Raw genomic sequence first — 19,538 nt, 5'->3', positions numbered from 1 at the left:
ATCAGGCCGCGGAATCGCGCGGGATGTACGGGGCGCTGCCGCTGTCGTGGTCGGTGGCGTCGCGCACGGCGGTGATGCCCGGCACCCGTCCCATCAGCGTCTTTTCGATGCCTTGTTTCAGGGTCACGTCGGCCATGCCGCAGCCGTGGCATCCGCCGCCGAAGCGCAGCAGCACCACGCCCTCGGCCGACACTTCCTGTACCGCCACGCGGCCGCCGTGCTGGGCAAGCTGCGGATTGACCTCGTTCTCGACCACCCAGCGCACCCGCTCGACCAGCGAGGCGGCCTCGCCCGGCGCCTCGCCCTTGATCTTCGGCGCCTTGATCGTCAACTGCTGGCCGGTGCCCTGGGTGACGTAGTCGATCTCGGCGCCGTCCAGCCAGCCGACGCTGTCGGCGGCCACATACAGGGTGAAGCCGGCGCAATCGATCGCCCATTCGTCGCCGGCCAGGTCCGCCGGTTCGGCGAACTCCAGCCGCGCATCGGCGCGTGCGGTACCGGGGTCGACCGCGCTCAGGCGCACGCCCATGCCGGGCACGGCCTCGCGTTCGAGGAGTTTGCGGAAATGGGTCTGCGCGTTGTCGGAGATCTGGATCATGCGGTTATTCTAGCGCTTCCACGCGACCGGCTCATCGCGAACTTTCCCAATCGGCGGCGCGTTCAGCTGCCCTGCCGCAGAGGCTACAAGAATGAACGATCTGATCCCGCTGGCACAGGCCCATTGCTCGCCCTGCAAGGGCAGCGAGTACAAGCTCACCCAGGCGCGTCTGGCCGAATTGCTGCCGCAGGTGCCAGGCTGGGAGCTGGTCGAGAACGGCATGGCGATCAGCCGCACGTTCCGTTTCCCCGACTACTACCGCACCCTGGCGTTCGTGAACGCGCTGGCCTGGATCGCCCACCGCGAAGACCACCACCCCGACCTGGGCGTGCACTACGACCGCGTGGTGGTGCGCTATTCCACCCACGACGTCGGCGGCCTCAGCGAAAACGACTTCATCTGCGCCGCCAAAGCCTCGGCCCTACCGGAATGACCCTCATGCCCGCCGCCTCCCGCCGTTCCCTCCTCGCCGCCTGCCTGCCTGTCGCCGCCGCCCTGTTGCTCGGCGGCTGCGGCAAGTCCGGGCAATCGCAGACCCAGAGCGTGGTCGCCGCGCCGACCGAAGTCGCCGCGGTACAGACCCCGCCGCCAGACTACCCGATCGAACTGGCCTGCGCCGGGCTCGGCGGCAAGGCGGTATTGAGTGTGGTGGTCGGCGTGCAGGGCAAGCCGACCGACGTGCAATTGGTCAGCAGCAGCGGCCAGCCCAAGCTCGACGCCTCGGCGCAGCAGCGCGTGCGCGAGTGGCTCTTCAAGCCCGCCACGCGCGAGGGCAAGCCGGTGCCGCGCACCATCCAGGTGCCGGTCAACTTCAACCCGCCGCAACCGCGGCCGGACCGCTGCTTCGCGCTCGACGCGCAGGCGCACCACGCCAACTGAGCGGGCCACCGGCCGTTTGCGCACGCAGCGCCGACCGCGGCGCGGCGCCGCCTTCACACTGCGCCAGCCCCGCGCCCGCTTTCATCTGTCGTCTCGACACAGGAGCCGCCTGGCGCATGCTGGATATTCCGTGGCACAACGTCTGGGTCGCCCTGGCGGTGACCCTGGCCGCCGGTCTGGCCACCGGCCTGGGCAGCGTGCTGGTGCTGTTCACCAAAGGCCCCAATCCGCGCCTGCTCGCCTTCGGCCTGGCCTTCGCCGGCGGTGCGATGGTGTACGTGTCGCTGACCGAGATCCTCGGCAAGTCGATCGCCTCCTTCAGCCACGCCTTCGATCCGCGCCTGGGCTACGCCTATGCCACGCTGGCGTTCCTGGCCGGCGTGGCGCTGATCGTGGTGATCGACCGGCTGGTGCCCAATCCGCACGAAAGCCTCAATGCCCAGGATCCGCTGTTCCGTGCCGACAACCGCGCCTACGTCAAGCGCGTCGGCCTGCTGACCGCGGTGGCGATCACCGCGCACAACTTTCCCGAAGGCCTGGCGACCTTCTTCGCCACCCTGGAAAGCCCCACCGTCGGCATGCCGCTGGCGTTCGCGATCGCCGTGCACAACATTCCCGAAGGCATCGCCATCGCGGTGCCGGTGCACTACGCCACCGGGCGCAAATCCTATGCCTTCGCCGCCAGCCTGCTGTCGGGACTGGCCGAGCCGATCGGCGCGATCATCGGCTACGTGGCGCTGTCGCGGTTCCTCTCCGAGGCGATCTTCGGCTCGGTGTTCGGGGTCATCGCCGGGGTGATGGTATTCCTGGCCCTGGACGAATTGCTGCCGGCGGCCAAGCGCTACGCGAAGGGCCACGAAACCGTGTACGGCCTGGTCGCCGGCATGGCCACCCTGGCGCTGAGCCTAGTGCTGTTCCGCCTGTCCACCACGCCCTGAGCCGACGGCGGCGGCTGGCTGAACCGATGCTGGCGCGGCCGTATTGCGGCGCTTCGCAGAAAGCTTGCAGACATGCAACACGGCGCATCCTGCGCGCAACTTCCGAATGCCACGTCGAAAAGGTGCAGCATGGATATCCGCTCCCTGCCATCAACCAAGTTGACGCTGGCGCTGGTCACCGCCGTGAGCATGCTGGCGCTGAGTGCGTGCCAACAGCAACCGACGTCTGCACCGGCACCGGCCGCAACCGCCGCCGCACCTGCACCAGCGCCCTACGTGCCGCCCAGCGCCGAACAGTTGTACAAGCTGGTCGCGCCGATCGCGCTGTTTCCCGACAAGCTGCTCGCGCAGACTCTGGCCGCCTCGGTGTATCCGGACCAGGTCGGCGATGCCGAGGGTTGGCTGCGCAGCAACAGCGGCCTGGCCGCGGCGGACCGCCTGCAGGCGGCGGCGTCGCAGCCCTGGGATCCCAGCGTCAAGGCGCTGATCGCCTTTCCCGACGTGGTCGACCAACTGGCCAGCAACAGCGACTGGACCCGCGCGCTCGGCGATGCCTATGCGCACGATCCCAACGAGGTGCTGGACGCGATCCAGGTCATGCGCGGGCGCGCGCAGGCGCAGGGCCATCTGCGCAGCACGCCGCAGCAACGGGTGCAGGTGGTGCAACGCACGGTGGTGGAACCGGCCTACGCAGACGAGCGGATCCCCCCGCCGCGCCAGACCATCGTCATCGAACCGGCGCAGCCGGATGTCGTCTACGTGCCGCGCTACGATCCGGACGTGGTCTACGGCGCGCCGGTCGACGTGTATCGCGAGTATCGCTACCGTCCGCACTACTACAGCGAAGGCGACCTGGTGACCGCCGGCATCATCTCCTTCGGCGTCGGCATCCTGGTCGGCGACGCGCTGGAACACCACCACCACGGCCCACTGGGCTGGCTGGAACCGCAACCGGCCTGGCACCGCTGGGGCTGGAACAGCTGGGGCATGAACTGGAACGCCCCGCCGTCGGCGCCGCACTACGTGGTCTACCAGAACCGTGTCTACGCGCCGCGGACCACCATCATCAACAACACCATCACCAACAACCGGATCGACGCGCGCAGCTTCGTGCACAACGACAGCCGCAGCTTCCCGCAGCAGGCGGCACTGGCGGCGATGCCTGCAGCGGCAGCGGCCGCCGCCATGGCCCCGCATCTGGCGCAGAACGCGCGCGGCCCCGCGCCGCAGTTCGCGCCGGCGGCAGCGCCGCGCCGCCCGGTCGACTATGCACAGCTGTCAGCGCCGCATTTCAACGAACGAATGCTGCAACCGGGCCGCCCCGTCGTCGCGAACGCGGCGCAACGGCCGCCGCTGCCCGGACCGAACGGCCCCACCGCGATGGCTGCCGCACGCGACGCGCGTGCGCCGCTGCCGTTCGCGCAATCGCCGCGCGCACCGATGCCGATGTCCGCGGCCGATCCGCGCCACGCCATGCCGATGGCCAACGCTGCCGCAGCACAGCGCCGCGACATGCCGCAGGCGCCGCGCGCCAACGCGCCGATGCCGACGGGAACCATGCAGATGGCGCATGCGGCGCAGCCGCGGCCGATGGCCATGCCGGAACCGCGCCGCGAGGATCCGCGTGCGCAGCAGGCCCGCTACGCACAGCCCGAGCCGTCACGGCCGGCGCCGCGCCAGGTCGCCGCCTTCACTGCGCAGCAGCAGGCGCCTGCGCATCGGGAAGCACCGATGCGGGAGTTTCCTGAGCGCGTTCAGGCCATGCCGCGACAGGAGCCACAGCAGCGCCCGCCGATGCAGGAGCAGCGCATGGCCCGGATCGCCACACCGCGGCCGGAGCCGATGCACGCGGCCGAGCCGCGGCCCGCTCCGCATCCGCCACAAGCCCATTCCGAGCCGCACCACCAGCACGACCACGACAAGCACAACGGATAGCCGGCACCGGCGGGCGGCGCGCGACAGCGCCGCCCGGCCGCGCCCGGGTCAGCCGCCCAGGCGGTTCAGCGCCTCGGCCAGCTCATCGGCCAGCGGCGCATTCAATAGATAGGGCGTCTTGCCGCCGTCGAGGGTGAATTCCAGCGACGCGGCATGCAGGAACAGGCGTTTGAGCCCGATCTGCTCGCGCAGGCGTTTGTTGACCGCCGGATCGCCGTACTTGTCGTCGCCGGCGACCGGATGGCCCAGATGCTGGGCATGCACGCGGATCTGGTGGGTACGGCCGGTCTCAATCCGCACCTCGCAATAGGAATGCCCGCCGCGCCGCTCCAGCACCCGGAAATGGCTCAACGACGCCTTGCCGCCCGGGTTCACCTGTACGTGGCGCTCGCCGCCCTGGCGTAGGCCGATGTGCAGCGGCGCATCCACGCTCATCACCCCGTCGGGCATGCGCCCGACCAGCAGGGTCAGGTAGCGCTTGCTGATGCCGCGGCCCTCGACCCGGTCGTCCTCGCGCATCAGCGCCTGCATCTCGGTCAGCGCCGAGCGCTTCTTGGCCACGATCAGCAACCCGGAGGTGTCGCGGTCCAGCCGGTGCACCAGTTCCAGGGTCTGGTTCGGGCGCAACGCGCGCAGGGTCTCGATCGCACCGAAGCTGATTCCGCTGCCGCCATGGCTGGCGACCCCGGACGGCTTGTTCAGCGCCAGCAGGCGCGCGTCTTCATAGACGATCGCCGCCTCCAGCCGGGCCATGAATGCGTCCGGCGGCGCGGTCTTCTCGCCCTCCTCGTGCAGCTTCACCGGCGGGATGCGCACCTCGTCGCCCGCCTCCAGCTTGCGCTCGGCCTTGGTGCGGCCGCCGTTGACCCGGACCTGGCCGCTGCGCATCAGCTTGTAGATCAGGCTGCGCGGGGCGCCCTTGAGCTCACCGAGCAGGAAATTGTCTACACGCTGTCCAGCCCTGTCTTCCGGGACCTTGAGAATGCGCACCGCGCTGGTCGCGACGTCGCGCGGCTTGGGAGGGATCGGGGAAGAAGTCATCAGGCAGTTTATTCTGTTACACTCGGGGGGCGAGATAAGGGTTTGATTTCGTTGGAAGTTAGCTCAGGGCCAGAAGCCCGGCTTGCGACGATTCCGGCACAGTGCGCGACCACCGCCCCCGGGGCGGCCATGTTAGCGGCTCACCGGCCTACCCGGCCATCGCCGGACGCCACAAGCGTCCGCGCTGAACATGCCCCGTGCGGCGCCCAGCCTGGCTGGAGTCGCCGCCGGTCCTGAACCACCTAAAAGAAAGAAGCGCTCCCGCGGCTCGCCGTGGTGTCGTAGCGCTGGAAACCCAAGCCGCCCTCCCCGCGCCTGCGCGATGGGCGGCGAAGCGTGACCAGAAGCGAAACCCCATGGCGTTCCGCGCGGTAGCAGCGCGAGGAACGCAACAATGAAGCGAATGCTGATCAACGCCACGCAGGCGGAAGAACTGCGTGTGGCCATCGTGGACGGCCAGACCCTGTACGACATCGACATCGAGCAGCCGTCCAAGGAACAGAAGAAGTCCAACATCTATAAGGGCCGGATCACGCGGCTCGAACCCTCGCTCGAGGCCGCCTTCGTCGAATACGGCGGCGAGCGCCACGGCTTCCTGCCGCTGAAGGAAATCTCCCGCGACTACTTCCAGGCCGGCGTCGACCATAACAAGGCGACGATCCGCGAACTGCTGCGCGAGGGCCAGGAAGTCGTTGTCCAGGTGGACAAGGAAGAACGCGGCAACAAGGGCGCCGCGCTGACCACGTTCATCTCGCTGGCCGGCCGCTACATGGTGCTGATGCCGAACTCGCCCAGCGCCGGCGGCGTCTCGCGCCGGATCGAGGGCGAGGACCGCGCCGCGCTGAAGGAAGCGCTGGACAAGCTGAACATCCCCGACGACATGGGCGTGATCATTCGCACAGCCGGCGTCGGCCGCGATGCCGAAGAACTGCAGTGGGACCTGGACTACCTGCTGCAGGTGTGGAAGTCGATCGCCGAGGCCGCGCTGGCCAAGCCGGCGCCGTTCCTGATCTACCAGGAATCGCGGCTGATCATCCGCGCCCTGCGCGACTACCTGCGCGCCGACATCGGCGAGATCCTGGTCGATACCCCCGAGATGTACGGCGATGCCCAGGAGTTCATGCAGCAGGTGATGCCGCAGAGCCTGCGCAAGCTCAAGCACTACACCGACGACATCCCGCTGTTCAATCGCTTCCAGATCGAATCGCAGATCGAGGCGGCCTACGAGCGCAGCGTGCGCCTGCCCTCCGGCGGTTCGATCGTGGTCGACCAGACCGAAGCGCTGACCGCGGTCGACGTCAACTCCTCGCGCGCGACCAAGGGCAGCGACATCGAGGACACCGCGTTCCAGACCAACCTGGAGGCCGCCGAAGAGGTGGCGCGCCAGCTGCGCCTGCGCGACCTCGGCGGCCTGGTGGTCATCGACTTCATCGACATGGCCTCCAACAAGCACCAGCGCGAGGTTGAGAACCGCCTGCAGAACGCGCTCAAGTACGACCGCGCGCGGGTGCAGATCGGCCGCATCTCGCGCTTCGGCCTGCTCGAAATGAGCCGCCAGCGCCTGCGTCCGTCGCTGGGCGAGTCCAGCCAGATCGTGTGCCCGCGCTGCGACGGCCATGGCCGCATGCGCAGCGTCGAGTCGATGTCGCTGTCGATCATCCGCGTCGCCGAAGAGCATGCGATGAAGGAGAACACCGGACAGGTGCTGGTGCAGGCCCCGGTGGAGATCGCCAACTACCTGCTCAACGAGAAGCGCCGCGCGCTCAGCGAGATCGAGAAGCGCCACGATGCGCCGATCGTCATCGTCGCCGACGAGCAACTGCACACCCCGCACTACGAAGTGACCCGCCTGCGCGAGAACGAGCTCGGCGAGGAAAGCGCCAAGCCCAGCTACCAGCGCAATACCCCGCGCAAGCTGCCGGTGCATGCGCTGACCAAGGCGCAGCTGAACATTCCGGCGCCCGCGGTGACCAATGTGAAGCACTCGCAGCCGGCCCCGGTGCGCGAAGTGGTCGAGGCGCCGGAACCGGTTGCTGCGCCCGTGCAGGTGCAGGCTCCGGCCCCCGCGCCGGTCGCGGCCCCGGCCACCGGTGTGGTCGGCTGGCTGAAGCGGATCTTCGGTGCCGGCGAAAGCCCGGCGCCGGCCCCGGTGGCGAACGAGCCGGCGCAGCGCCAGCGCGCCCACGACGGCAACCGCAACCGCAACGACCGCGGCGACCGCAATGCGCGTCGCGACGGCGGCAACCGCAACGGTGGCCAGGGCGGCAATGCCGCGCGCGGCAACGGCGGCAACGTGCGCCGCGACGAGCGTCGTCCGGGTAACGGTGGCGGCAACGCGCAGGGCGGCCAGCAGAACCTTGCGCCCAAGCCGCCGCGCAACGAGCAGGCGCCGCAGCAGGCCAAGCCGCAGCAGCAGAACCCGCAGCAACAGCAGCCGAAGGCACCGAAGCAGCAGCAGCCGCAGAACCCGCCGCGTCAGCCCAAGCCGCAGCAGGACCCGGCGCAGGCCGCCGTGCCGAGCGACAAGCCGCAGCGCCAGCCGCGCCAGGACGAGGTCGCCGCCAAACCGGTCGCCGCACCTGCCGCCGCGGCGCAGGACGCCACCACGATCGCGGCCGCGGCCGTGGCCGGCGGTGCCGTCGCGCTGAGCAACGATGCGCCGGCAAGCGAGGCCAACACCACGGCCTCGGCTCCGGTCGCAGCGCAGCCGAACCCGGCGCCGGCTAGCGTCGATGCGCGCGAAAGCGCAGCGGAAACCGCGCAGGCGGTGCCGGTCGGCGAGAACGGCGACGCCGACGACGCCAATGGCGAGGCCGGTGGCCGTCGCCGTCGCGGTCGTCGTGGCGGCCGTCGCCGTCGTCGTGGCAACGGCGAAGCCGGCAGCGGCAGCGAAGGTGCGGCGTTCGACGACAACGACCTGGATGCAGGCGACAGCGACAGCGACGGCGAAACCGCGCCGGTGCCGAGCCGCAGCCAGCCGGAGTTCGACTTCGACGACGACGCAGCGCCGGCCGAGGCCACCGAGGCCAAGCCGCAGCAAGCGCCGCGCGCGCCGCGTGAGAAGCGCGAGCCGCGCCAACCGCGGCACGAGCAGAACGCTGGCGCGCCGGTTTCGGCCGTCGCCGCTGCAACCGAAGTGCCGCAGGTCGAAGGCGATGTGGCGCCGGCGCAGGCCGCACCGGTCGCTGCAACCGCAGCGCCACAGGCCGAGCACGACACCGTACCGGTGCAGGCCGCGCCGCCGGCTGCGGCCGCAGCGATCGCAACTGCGCCTTCCGTCGCCGAATCGGCAGCGGTCGACGCGGCACCGGTCGGCACCGCGCAGGCAGAGAGGGTGGCACCGGTAGCGGCGGCTCCGCTGCCGTCCGCCGGCGAGGCACCGGCGGCGCGTTCCGAGGTGGTGCCTGCCGCGAAGCCTGCGCCGTCGCCGGTCGTCACCGAGTCGGCCGTTTCCGAAACGGCGGCACCGGAGACCATCGAGGACGTCCTGCAGCCGACGGCGGCGCCGATCGTCGAGCAGCCCGTCCCGGTCGCCACGACCAAGCGCGACGCCGGAATGGAAACTGTTGCAGCGTCGGCCGTGCCGGTCGAGGAGCCGGTGACGGCATCCACGACGGATAGCGAGCCGCAGCAGGACGCCACGACGACGCAGCAACCGCTCGCCGAGGAACAAGCGCCCAGCAAGCCGGCTTACATGCCGGTGCAGACCACCCTGCTGGACGCCTTCCAGGAACAGCAGCCGGCCGCCGCGGCCGAACCGACGCCGGTGCACGCGCCGGTCGCCGCCGCTCCGGTATCGGATGGCGCCGAAAGCCGCCAGATCGGCGATGCCGAGCCGGCACCTGTCGCAGCGGCTGGGAACGGCCTGTTCGATGCGCCGCCCGCCGCTCCGGCGGACGCGCCGGTCATCGTCGCCCAGCACCAGCCGCACGCCAGCAAGCCCGGCGAAGGCGAAGGCGAAAACGACGACAAGGAGCACAAGGACCGCGCCAGTTGATCGGCGCCGGTCTTCGCAGCACAAAGGAGCGGCCTTCGGGCCGCTTTTTTTTGCGCCACCGGCGCGTCTTGCAGCTTTCCAGCGAACGTTGCAGACGCGGCTTGAGCGCGATTCTTCGTCTGCGCAACGCAGGATCGATGAACGCATGGGCAAGGCGCCGACACCGACAAGCCACGTCGCACCCATCCACAGCGCCCAACAAGCGCCGAAGAAGGCACCGCCCGATCCTGTAGGAGCGGCTTCAGCCGCGACACACGCCATCCGCAAGCACCACCTCGCAGGCGTGCCAGCTTTTTGCAAGGACACAGGCCTTGCAGCACAGCACCACTCGTGACCGAATCGAGTCCACATGACTCAAACAAGCAACGGAAAAGCCCCCCATCCAACCAGGAATACAACCGTCAACGCATCGCCCAGCCGCGGCAGTCGCCGACGGTGCAGCACAAAAAAAGCGACCCATCAGGTCGCTTTTTTCAACTCCAACTGGAAAGCTTGCGCTTATAACGGGTGCGCCGGATCCAGCAGACCGTACTGCGTCGCCAGCCGCGCCAACGCAATGTTGTCGTGGATGCCGACCTTCTCGAACAGCCGCGCCTTGTGCGTATTGACCGTCTTGGCGCTGAGGCTCAGGCGCTTGGCGATATCTTCCTGGCGCAGCCCGCGGGTCAGCAGCAGCGCGACTTCCAGTTCGCGCGGGGACAGCGCATCGAACGGCGAACCGCCGCCCTCCAGATTGGCCAGCGCCAGGTTCTGCGCGATGTTCGCGCCGAGATAGCGCTTGCCCATTGCCACGTCGCGCACTGCGCGCAGCAGTTCCTGCGCATCGCCCGCCTTGCCCACGTAGCCGGACGCACCCGCCTCGAGCAGACGCTTGGGCAGCGGACCGTCTTCCAGCACCGACACGATGATGACCTTGGTGCCGTGGTCGCCCTTGACGATGCGCTCGGTGACCTCGAGTCCGCTGACGCCCGGCATGTGCAGATCGCAGAGCACGATGTCCGGCTTGAGCTGGCGGATCTGCGGCAGCGCGGTCTCGCCACTCTCGGCCTCACCGACGATCTCGATATCGGTCTGATTCGAAAGGATCAGCTTCATGCCGGTACGGACAAGAGCGTGATCGTCGACCAAAAAAACTCTAATGGCCATCTCGTATAACCCCAACGCAGCGAACGCCGCATAGTCAGACTAGCGGCGTGAATTATTCAGGGCAACCGAAATTTGTAGACAAAATCATGTGAATTTCACAGCCTGCTCAGCTAGCAGCGCTGCGTTGTCATCCTGCTGAAAAAACACCACACCGAGCTTACTCAAGGCTCGGCACGCAGGGCGAGTGACCAGCCTGTTCGCTCCTCTAGGAAAGCGCGGCGGTACCTGCGTCAGGCAGGCGCAGTATCCGGTCCGGCGAGCGACATCGATATCAGGGCAAAGCCTGATATCGGGTCAGATTTTCCTTACCCGGCCTGTCCGGAATCCGGACATACATTCACTGGGCGAGTAACGCGTCGAATAGGAATTTCCCGACGATTGCCGCCTTTGCCTCCCGGCAATAACCGCGTCGCACGCCGCAACTATCTGCAAGCCTGCATCGCAGCGGATCGACGACCGACGCCCGATGCAGGGACACGCAACATGGACGAAGATGCGCGGAAGGTAACGCATTGGCGGAGAGAGTGGGATTCGAACCCACGGAAGGTTTGACCCTTCGCCGGTTTTCAAGACCGGTGCCTTAAACCGCTCGGCCATCTCTCCGATTGCACCTACATCGACCGCCGACGCCGTACGCCAGATTGCCTGGCGGACGCCTGCACTTCAGAGCGGCGCGCCGCGTTGCCTGCGACGCTGCGGCCGCGCATTTTCGCACGGCCGCGCCGGTTTTGCTCAGCCGGCCTCGACCGCCATCGCGCCCAGGGTCGAGTGCTTGACCTTGATCCGCTCCGGGCAGCCGCTGCAGTCCAGGCGCGAGGCCTCGATCTGGCGCGGCAGGTGCTCGGCGAGGAAGTCGATGAACACGCGTACCGCCGGCAGCAGGCCGCGACGCGAGGCGAACACGGCGTGGCAGATGCCCTGCGGCAGCGACCATTCCGGCAGCACCACTTCCAGTTCGCCGTTACGCACGGCCTCGGCGCAGACCGTTTCCGGCAACAAGGTGATGCCGAAGCCGTCCTTGACCATCGACTGCAGCAGCGGGAAGTCGAAGCCGGCCACACGCGGTTGCAGGTCGACGCGGCGCACTTCGCCGGCCGGCCCGTGCAATTCCCAGCGCTGCCGCGCCTCGTCTTCGCTGATGCTCAAGGTCACATGCGAGGCCAGTTCTTCCGGATCCTTGGGACGGCCGGCGCGGTCCAGATACTTGGGGCTGGCGACCAGCAGTTCCTGCACCTGGCCGAAGCTGCGCATCACCAGGCTGCCGTCGTCGTCCAGGCGCGAGCGCACGCGCAGCGCGACGTCGTAGCCTTCGTTGATGATGTCCACGCGGCGGTTGCTGATGTTCAACTGCAGGCGCACTTTCGGGTACTGGTCGAGGAACATCGGCAGCAGCTTGGGCAGCTGCATCTGCGCCAGCGATACCGGCACGCTGACTCGGACCAGGCCGCGCGGCTCGGCGCTGAGCCGGTCCACCACCTCTCGCGCGGCCTGCGCCTCGGCCAGCATCGTCTGCGCGTGGCGGTGCACGCTCATGCCCAGGTCGGTGACCGCGAAACGGCGTGTGGAACGCTGCAGCAGGCGCACGCCCAGATCGGTTTCCAGTTGGCTGATGCGGCGGCTCAGGCGCGACTTGGGAATGCCCAGGGCGCGCTCGGCGGCGGCGAAACCGCCGTGATCGACCACCATCGCGAAGTAGTACAGGTCGTTGAGATCGTGCATGTTCTTTCGATATTTAGAACGATGGATGAGATCGCGTTGGGGTCATTCTACGCCTACAACGATTCTGGCTGTGCAACCGGCCGCCGGCCAGTCACAGCGCGTTCCGAGCGCAGCCGGGGTGGCGTTCCGGCAGCAACGACGCGGCGGCCTGCGCTTCGATCAGGCGAGCGCCCTGCCCCGTCCATGCGCTTTGAGTCGGCAAATGGCTGCCAGGTCAGCTTGCTGCGATTCAAGCATGGAGCGGCAAAGGGCGTCTTGGTTGCCAGTGCGCGGATATGTGCACGGACGTATCTGGTCCCGAATGCAGGCGTACGAGGTGCCTGGGATAACAGGTCGGATTGGAAAATTGTCTGGAGTGGACGAACGCCGCCATGGCGTCCGCACAGCGGCTAAACAAAGGGCGCCAAAAACCGCAGCGATTTTCGCCCACGAGCGGTATCTGCGGGATCGACCTCAGTCGGACCAAGCTTTCTCGGCAACGCTCGTCGCGGCTGAAGTCGCCCCGGATAGCGCCGAATACCGCCGCAAGACCGGTCACCGCGCGCCTGCGTGCGCAAGGCCCGAGGCTCAACCGATGCGGTCGATCCCGCCCATGTACGGACGCAGCGCCTCGGGCACGTCGATCGAGCCATCGGCGTTCTGGTAGTTCTCCATCACCGCGATCATTGCGCGGCCGACCGCGGTGCCGGAGCCGTTGAGCGTGTGCAGCAGCTCCGGCTTGCCGGTGGCGGGATTGCGCCAGCGCGCCTGCATGCGTCGTGCCTGGAAGTCGCCGCAGTTGGAACACGAGGAGATCTCGCGGTAGGTCTGCTGCGACGGCAACCAGACTTCCAGGTCGTAGGTCTTGGTCGCCGAGAAGCCCATGTCGCCGGTGCACAGCAGCACCTTGCGGTACGGCAGCCCAAGCGTCTCCAGCACCACTTCGGCGCAGCGGGTCATGCGCTCGTGCTCGGCGGCGCTGTCCTCGGGACGGCAGATGCTGACCAGTTCCACCTTCTCGAACTGGTGCTGGCGGATCATGCCGCGGGTGTCGCGGCCGCCGCTGCCGGCTTCGGAGCGGAAGCACAGCGAGTGCGCGGTCATGCGCAGCGGCAGGCGCTCGGCCTCGACGATCTCGTCGCGGACCAGGTTGGTCAGCGAGATTTCCGAGGTGGAGATCAGGTAGCGCTTCTGCTCGCCGAGTTGGGTGGCGAACATGTCCTCTTCGAACTTGGGCAACTGGCCGGTGCCGTACAGGCTGTCGGCGTTGACGATCACCGGGACATTGGTTTCCTGGTATTCGTGCGGACCGGTATGCAGGTCGAGCATGAACTGCGCCAGCGCGCGGTGCAGGCGCGCGATCGGTCCGCGCAGCACGGTAAAGCGCGCGCCCGACAGCTTGGCCGCGGTCTCGCCGTCCAGCCAGGCGTGGCGCGCGCCGAGTTCCACATGATCCTTGACCTCGAAATCGAAGGTGCGCGGCGTGCCCCAGCGCTGCACCTCGACGTTGTCGGCTTCGTCCTTGCCGGCCGGCACGTCGGCCTGCGGCAGGTTGGGAATCTCCAGCGCCAGCGTCTCCAGCTGCGCGCGGATCTCGTCCAGGCGCTGCTCGGATGCCTTCAGTTCGTCGCCGAATCCAGCGACTTCGGCCATCAGCGCGGCCACGTCCTCGCCCTTGGCCTTGGCCTGGCCGATCGCCTTGGAACGGCTGTTGCGCAGGCTCTGCAGTTCCTGGGTCCGCACCTGGATGCGCTTGCGGTCGGCCTCCAGGGCTTCCAGGGCTTCCACGTCCAGCGCATAGCCGCGGCTGGTGCGCAGGCGCGCGGCGAGGTCGGCGGGCTGTTGGCGGAGCAGGACGGGATCGAGCATGGGCGCGGCACGTGGATGGATCGGAGCCGCGCATTATCGCCTGTCGGCCGCGCTTTTGCCGAAACGGAGATGCCCTGCCCCGCTGCGCACCCGATTAACCGCGGCTATGCCAGAATCCAGTGGTTCCCCACGGTGAGTCCCATGTCCACGTCGCCTCCGTCCTCCAATACCGGCATCGTGCTGCGCCTGCCGCGCCGCCTCCTCGTGATCGTCAGCATCGCCTTCTGTGCGGGTCTGCTGCTGTTCCTGGCGGTGTGGCTGGTCGGGCGCAAGGACAACGACTTCTACAAGCCGCAGCCGGCGCAGGTGCAGCAGGATGCGACCGAGATCAAGCCGCTGCCCGAGCCCCTGCCCGCCGGCAGCGGCGCCAGCGACATGCCGCAGGCCAAGCCGCCGGCAGCAGAAGATGCGCCGAAACTGGTCGAGACGGCACCGCCTGCTGCCCCGCCCCCCGCCGACGCGATGGCGCCGGCCCCCGGCAGCATCGACGGCGCGGCTGCGGGAACGAATGCCACCGCGCTGGCGCCGGGCGACCGTCCGGTGCCGCTGGAAGGGCAACCGCCGCCGCGCTATCCGTCGGCGGCCTTGCGCCGCGGCGACAGCGGCACGGTGGTGGTGCGGGTCGAAGTGGACGCCAGCGGCAATCCCGGCGGCGTGGCTCTGGTCAAGCGCAGCGGCTCGCGCGACCTGGATCGTGCCGCGATGGAGGCCGTGCGCCGCTGGCGCTTCCGCCCGGCGCAGCAGAAGGGCCAGGCGGTTGCCGGCAGCCTCGAGATCCCGTTCGATTTCAAGCCGGCTCAGTAAGCTGAACCCAACGTGCGGCGCGCGCCGCGCGTTCACGGGCGGCTGACACACCTTGAACAGGATCGAGGCAAGACTGGTCGCGTCCCAAAGACGCAGGAGCACGACCATGTCCAGACCGCACGAGACCCAGGAGCTGTACACGCGGGATACCGAGGCCGGAGTGCGTTCGCGTGCCCATCGCGGATCGCCTTGGGCCTGGATTCTTGTGGTCGCGCTGGTGCTGGCTGCCGGTGGCTCGTGGCTAAGCCATGATCGCGGCAACGAAGTTCCCGCCAATTCCCCGGCGCCGGCAACGCCTGCCAACGATCCGCCGCGCGCTCCGTAGCCGCGCACTTGCCAGATTCGCCACTCGCGTGGCGACCTGATACGCACAATCGACGCCGCGGCCTGCTTTCAGGCCGCGGCCATGTCTCAATCGGCGGCGACCAACCCGAATCCGGCATTGCGCGCCAGCGCGTCGAAGCCTGGGAACGAGGTCGCCACGTTGGCCACGTCATTGATCCGCACCTCGCCGTCGGCCAATTGGCCGGCAATCGCGAACGCCATCGCGATGCGATGATCGCCGTGGCTTTCGATCACCCCGCCACCCAGCTTGCCGCCATGGATCGTGGCACCGTCTGGCATTTCGTCGACCACGATGCCCAGGCTGCGCAGCCCGGTGGCCATCGCAGCCAGGCGATCGGATTCCTTGACCCGCAGCTCGGCCGCGCCGGTGACCACGGTCTGGCCCTGCGCGGCCGCAGCGGCGACGAACAGCGCCGGGAACTCGTCGATCATGTCCGGCACCACCGCTTCGGGGATCTGCGCGCCGCGCAGTGGCGCGTAACGCACGCGCAGATCTGCCACCGGCTCGCCGCCGTGTTCGCTGTGGTTGTGCTCGACGATGTCCGCGCCCATCAGCCGCAGCGCGGCGAGCAGCCCGGTGCGGCGCGGATTGAGGCCGACCGCGCGCAGGGTGATGTCCGAGCCGGGAACGATGCTGGCGGCGACGATGAAGAACGCCGCCGAGGAGAAATCGGCCGGCACCGCGATGTCGGTGGCGCGCAGCCGCTGGCCGCCGCGCAGGCGTGCCTGACCGGGTTCGAACGCGATCTCCACGCCGAACGCGGACAGCATGCGCTCGGTGTAGTCGCGGGTCGGATGCGGCTCCTGCACCGAGGTGACGCCATCGGCATACAGCCCGGCCAGCAGCACCGCCGACTTGACCTGGGCACTGGCCACCGGCGAGGCGAACGCGATGCCGTGCAGTTGTTGCCCGCCGTGGATACGCAGCGGCGGCACACCGTTGGCATCGGTATCGATCCGCGCGCCCATCAGCGCCAGCGGCTCGGTCACGCGGCGCATCGGCCGCTTGGACAAGGACGCGTCGCCGACCAGCACGCTGTCGAACGGCTGCGCCGCGAGCAGACCGGCCAGCAACCGCATCCCGGTGCCGGCATTGCCGCAATCCAACTCTCCGTGCGGCGCCTGCAGCCCATCGACGCCGACGCCGTGCACGATCCGCTGCGACGGCGACGGCGTTTCGATCCTGACCCCGAGCTTGGCGAAGATCGCCGCGGTCGACCGCGTGTCCTCACCCTCCAGGAACCCATCGATCTGCGACACCCCATCGGCCAGCGCCGCGAACATCACCGCCCGATGCGACACCGACTTGTCGCCCGGCACATTCAACGTCCCCTGCAATGCAGAGCCCTTGGTTGCGATCCAGTATTGCGCGTTGCTCATCACGATTCCTGAAAGTGCCAGCCATCGCCCCGCGGGCTACCGCTGCCGTTGCTGTTGCCGTTGCTGTTGCCGTTGCCGTTGCCGTTGCTGTTGCCGTTGCTGTTGCTGTTGACCTTGCTGCTACTGCTCTTGCCTTTGCCTTGCCTTTGCTTGTGTTGTTGCTGTTGCAGTTTGCTTTTCAGGGGTCCCCATTGAGGGTCGGCGAGCGGCCTGGGAAAAACCCCGCAGGGGCGACGCGCAGGATGCGCGTCGTTTTTCGTTGGCACATGGATGTGCCATCGAAAAATCCCAGGTTGCTCGCGGACCCCGCGCGCAGCGCGGGGCGACCTGACTGGGGCGGCCTTTCTTTTGCTTACTTTTCTTTGGCCGTTCAAAGAAAAGTAAGTCGCGCACCGCGCGAAAGCCTTTGCTTTTAGCTCTAGCTCTAGATTCTGGCTCTAGATTTTGACTCTGGCTCTGGCTTTAGCTTCCGGCTTCAGCCGCACAACCAAACCATCAGATTCAAGGCACCGCCACCGGATAAGACCCCAACACCTTGATCTGCGCCGAATGCGCCTTCAATTCCGCCAGCGCCTGCTTCATCGCCTCATCCTCCACATGCCCGGCCAGATCGATGAAGAACCCGTACTCCCACTTCGCCTGATGCGACGGCCGCGACTCGATCCGGTTCATGCTGATCCCATGCCGCGCGAACGGACTGAGCACATCGAACAGCGCGCCCGGCTTGTCGTGGATGAACACCAACACCGACGTACGATCGTGCCCCGACGGCGGAAAGATCTGCCGGCCGATCACCAGGAAGCGCGTCGTGTTGTCGTCGTCGTCCTCGATCGACTTCATGATCACCTTCTTCAGCGCATACACATGCGCCGCACTCTCCCCGCCGATCGCCGCCGCATCCTCCGCATTGCGCGCGCGCCGCGCGCCTTCGGCATTGCTCGACACCGGGATCTTCTCCACCTTCGGCAGATGCGCGCGCAACCAGCCGGCGGTCTGCGCGAACGACTGCGGATGCGCATAGATGCGCTCGATCGCATCGAGCCGGCCGGTGCGCGACAGCAGATACTGGTGCACGCGCAGCTCGGTCTCGCCGCAGATCTTCAGATTCGAGGTCAGGAACATGTCGAGCGTGACCTGGATCGTGCCCTGCCCGGAATTCTCGACCGGCACCACGCCGAAATCGGCGTTGCCGCTCTCCACTTCCTGGAACACTTCCTCGATCGTCGCCATCGGCAGGCCCACCGCCGAGCGGCCGAAATGCTTGAGCACCGCCTGCTGGCTGAAGGTGCCTTCCGGGCCGAGATAGCCGATCTTCAGCGGCTCTTGCTGCGCCAGGCACGCGGACATGATCTCGCGAAACACATGCACCAGCACTTCGTCGCTGAGCGGCCCCTGGTTGCGGTCCACCACCATGCGCAGCACCTGCGCCTCGCGCTCGGGGCGGTAATAGTCCACCGCCGCGGCGAGCTTGCCCTTGGCCTTGCCGACCTGGTGGGCGAACTGCGCGCGCTCGGCGATCAGCGCCTGGATGGTGCGGTCGATCTCGTCGATCTTGGCGCGCACGTCGGCCAGCGCCGGCGCTGCAGCGGAAGGCTTGGCGACGGCCGTCGATGTCGGCTTGCCCGGCCTGGTCGGCTTGGTCACCTTGCCAGGCTTGCTCGATTCGGCGTCGGCGCTGCGGGATTTGTTCGGCTTTGCGGCCATGGATCGTGGTTCCTCGATGTTCCGGAGCGCCCATGAGGCATCCGGTCGCGGCTGATGGCCCGAGGCCACCTTGAGCCGCTCCTACAGTGGGGACGGCTCAGCCGTTGCGTTGCTGGAAGTCGCGCATGAAGTCCACCAGCGCTTGCGCTCCGGCCACCGGCATCGCGTTGTACAGCGAGGCGCGGATGCCGCCGACCGCCTTGTGGCCCTTCAGCGCCAGCAATCCGGCGGCCTTGGATTCGGCGACGAAGCGCGCGGTGAGCGTGTCGTCCGGCAGAAAGAACGGGATGTTCATCCGCGAGCGCGCATCGGCCACCACGTCGTTGCGGTAGAAGCGGCCGGAGCCGTCGATCGCCGCATAGACCAGCGCCGACTTGGCCTGGTTGCGGCGCGCGAACTCCTCCACCCCGCCCTCGGCCAGCATCCACTTGAACACCAGCCCGGCCAGGTACCAGTTCCAGGTCGGCGGCGTGTTGAGCATGGAATCGCGCGCGGCATGCGAGCGGTAGTCGAAGATGTCGGCGCGCGGCTGGCCGCTGCGTTGCAACAGGTCCTTGCGGATGATGACCACCGCCACCCCGACCGGCCCCAGGTTCTTCTGCGCGCCGGCGTAGATCACCGCGTACTTGGACACGTCGATCGGCTCGGCGGCGATGCTGGAACTGAAGTCGGCGAACAGCGGCAGCTCGCCCACGTCCGGCGCGTCGCGGAATTCCACGCCGTGGATGGTCTCGTTGGCGGTGATGTGCACGTAGGCGGCATCGGCGCTGAGCTGCCAGCTCGCGCGTGGCGGGATGTCATGGAAGCCGCCGGCCTCGCTGCTGGCGGCGACATGCACGCTGGCGTACGGGGTGACCTGCTTGATCGCCGTCTTGCCCCAGTGCCCGGTCACCACGTAGTCCACGGTCTGCCCGGGCGCGGCGAAATTCAGCGCCAGCAGCGCCTGCTGGGTGGTGGCGCCGCCGGACAGGAACAGCACCGCGTAGTCGTCGGAGATGCCGATCAGGCGGCGCAGGTCGGCCTCGGCCTCGGCCGCCACCGCCATGAACTCGGCGCCGCGGTGGCTCAATTCCACGATCGAGGCACCCACGCCGTTCCACTCCAACATCTCCGCCTGCGCCTGGCGCAGGACCGATTCCGGCAATGCAGCGGGGCCGGCACTGAAATTGAACGCGCGTGTCATGGGGCACCTATCGGACAGGAC

At 68.0% G+C, this 19,538-nt stretch carries 16 protein-coding genes and 1 tRNA gene; 7 read left to right on the top strand and 10 right to left on the bottom strand.

All coding sequences use genetic code 11. The annotated features are described in order from the left end of the window. Position 1: 1 nt before the first annotated feature. Positions 2-598, bottom strand: coding sequence for an NfuA family Fe-S biogenesis protein (locus AB3X08_RS10465; RefSeq protein ID WP_003468698.1), 597 nt, complete (start codon positions 596-598; stop codon positions 2-4). 91 nt (positions 599-689) lie between these two features. On the opposite strand from AB3X08_RS10465, the gene AB3X08_RS10460 reads away from it, so the two are divergent. From AB3X08_RS10460 to AB3X08_RS10445, 4 genes are all read left to right on the top strand, one after another. Next, positions 690-1,031, top strand: a complete 342-nt coding sequence (locus tag AB3X08_RS10460) for a 4a-hydroxytetrahydrobiopterin dehydratase (protein WP_145706369.1) — start codon at positions 690-692, stop codon at positions 1,029-1,031. Positions 1,032-1,036: 5 nt separating this feature from the next. Next, the gene (locus AB3X08_RS10455; RefSeq protein ID WP_369938096.1) at positions 1,037-1,477 is read left to right on the top strand and encodes an energy transducer TonB; all 441 of its coding nucleotides are present in this window, start codon (positions 1,037-1,039) and stop codon (positions 1,475-1,477) included. A 116-nt stretch (positions 1,478-1,593) separates the two neighbouring features. Then, positions 1,594-2,415, top strand: a complete 822-nt coding sequence (zupT, locus tag AB3X08_RS10450) for a zinc transporter ZupT (RefSeq protein ID WP_184410074.1) — start codon at positions 1,594-1,596, stop codon at positions 2,413-2,415. A gap of 129 nt (positions 2,416-2,544) precedes the next feature. Beyond that, positions 2,545-4,350 carry a DUF3300 domain-containing protein gene (locus tag AB3X08_RS10445; RefSeq protein ID WP_369938512.1) on the top strand — a complete coding sequence of 602 codons (1,806 nt, stop codon included), beginning with the start codon at positions 2,545-2,547 and terminating at the stop codon, positions 4,348-4,350. Positions 4,351-4,398: 48 nt separating this feature from the next. Here AB3X08_RS10445 and AB3X08_RS10440 read toward each other — a convergent pair whose 3' ends face one another. After that, entirely contained in the window at positions 4,399-5,391 is a 993-nt protein-coding gene (locus AB3X08_RS10440) for an RluA family pseudouridine synthase (protein WP_369938094.1), read from the bottom strand. A gap of 403 nt (positions 5,392-5,794) precedes the next feature. Between AB3X08_RS10440 and AB3X08_RS10435 the strand changes: the two genes are divergently transcribed. Further along, a complete protein-coding gene (locus AB3X08_RS10435) occupies positions 5,795-9,388 on the top strand; it encodes an Rne/Rng family ribonuclease (RefSeq protein WP_369938511.1) in 3,594 nt (1,197 codons plus the stop codon). A 498-nt stretch (positions 9,389-9,886) separates the two neighbouring features. On the opposite strand, the gene AB3X08_RS10430 is transcribed toward AB3X08_RS10435, so the two are convergent. The 4 genes from AB3X08_RS10430 to serS all read right to left on the bottom strand — a co-directional run bounded on the left by AB3X08_RS10430 (position 9,887) and on the right by serS (position 14,101). Further along, entirely contained in the window at positions 9,887-10,534 is a 648-nt protein-coding gene (locus AB3X08_RS10430) for a response regulator (RefSeq protein ID WP_369938092.1), read from the bottom strand. Positions 10,535-11,047: 513 nt separating this feature from the next. Beyond that, a tRNA-Ser gene (locus tag AB3X08_RS10425) sits at positions 11,048-11,137 on the bottom strand. Positions 11,138-11,266: 129 nt separating this feature from the next. Next, complete coding sequence (locus tag AB3X08_RS10420; RefSeq protein WP_184410078.1) at positions 11,267-12,253, bottom strand: LysR family transcriptional regulator; 987 nt, start codon at positions 12,251-12,253, stop codon at positions 11,267-11,269. A 567-nt stretch (positions 12,254-12,820) separates the two neighbouring features. Beyond that, a complete protein-coding gene (gene serS / locus AB3X08_RS10415) occupies positions 12,821-14,101 on the bottom strand; it encodes a serine--tRNA ligase (RefSeq protein WP_369938091.1) in 1,281 nt (426 codons plus the stop codon). 141 nt (positions 14,102-14,242) lie between these two features. Between serS and AB3X08_RS10410 the strand changes: the two genes are divergently transcribed. Then, positions 14,243-14,905: an energy transducer TonB gene (locus AB3X08_RS10410; RefSeq protein ID WP_369938089.1), complete on the top strand. Its 663-nt coding sequence runs from the start codon at positions 14,243-14,245 to the stop codon at positions 14,903-14,905. A gap of 106 nt (positions 14,906-15,011) precedes the next feature. Then, positions 15,012-15,230 carry a hypothetical protein gene (locus AB3X08_RS10405; RefSeq protein WP_369938088.1) on the top strand — a complete coding sequence of 73 codons (219 nt, stop codon included), beginning with the start codon at positions 15,012-15,014 and terminating at the stop codon, positions 15,228-15,230. An 86-nt stretch (positions 15,231-15,316) separates the two neighbouring features. Here AB3X08_RS10405 and aroA read toward each other — a convergent pair whose 3' ends face one another. The 4 genes from aroA to serC form a co-directional block, all read right to left on the bottom strand. After that, a complete protein-coding gene (gene aroA / locus AB3X08_RS10400; protein ID WP_369938086.1) occupies positions 15,317-16,630 on the bottom strand; it encodes a 3-phosphoshikimate 1-carboxyvinyltransferase in 1,314 nt (437 codons plus the stop codon). Beyond that, a complete protein-coding gene (locus AB3X08_RS10395) occupies positions 16,630-16,896 on the bottom strand; it encodes a hypothetical protein (RefSeq protein WP_369938085.1) in 267 nt (88 codons plus the stop codon). Before AB3X08_RS10395 ends, aroA begins: the two co-directional genes overlap by 1 nt. 235 nt (positions 16,897-17,131) lie before the next feature. Next, positions 17,132-18,334 carry a prephenate dehydratase gene (pheA, locus tag AB3X08_RS10390; RefSeq protein ID WP_369938083.1) on the bottom strand — a complete coding sequence of 401 codons (1,203 nt, stop codon included), beginning with the start codon at positions 18,332-18,334 and terminating at the stop codon, positions 17,132-17,134. A 97-nt stretch (positions 18,335-18,431) separates the two neighbouring features. Beyond that, entirely contained in the window at positions 18,432-19,517 is a 1,086-nt protein-coding gene (serC, locus tag AB3X08_RS10385) for a 3-phosphoserine/phosphohydroxythreonine transaminase (RefSeq protein ID WP_369938081.1), read from the bottom strand. Positions 19,518-19,538 lie beyond the last annotated feature (21 nt).

Source organism: Xanthomonas sp. DAR 34887, assembly GCF_041245805.1.
Lineage (GTDB): Bacteria > Pseudomonadota > Gammaproteobacteria > Xanthomonadales > Xanthomonadaceae > Xanthomonas_A > Xanthomonas_A tesorieronis.
Note: the sequence above shows the minus strand (reverse complement) of the source record. Positions and strands in the feature narration are given on the sequence as shown.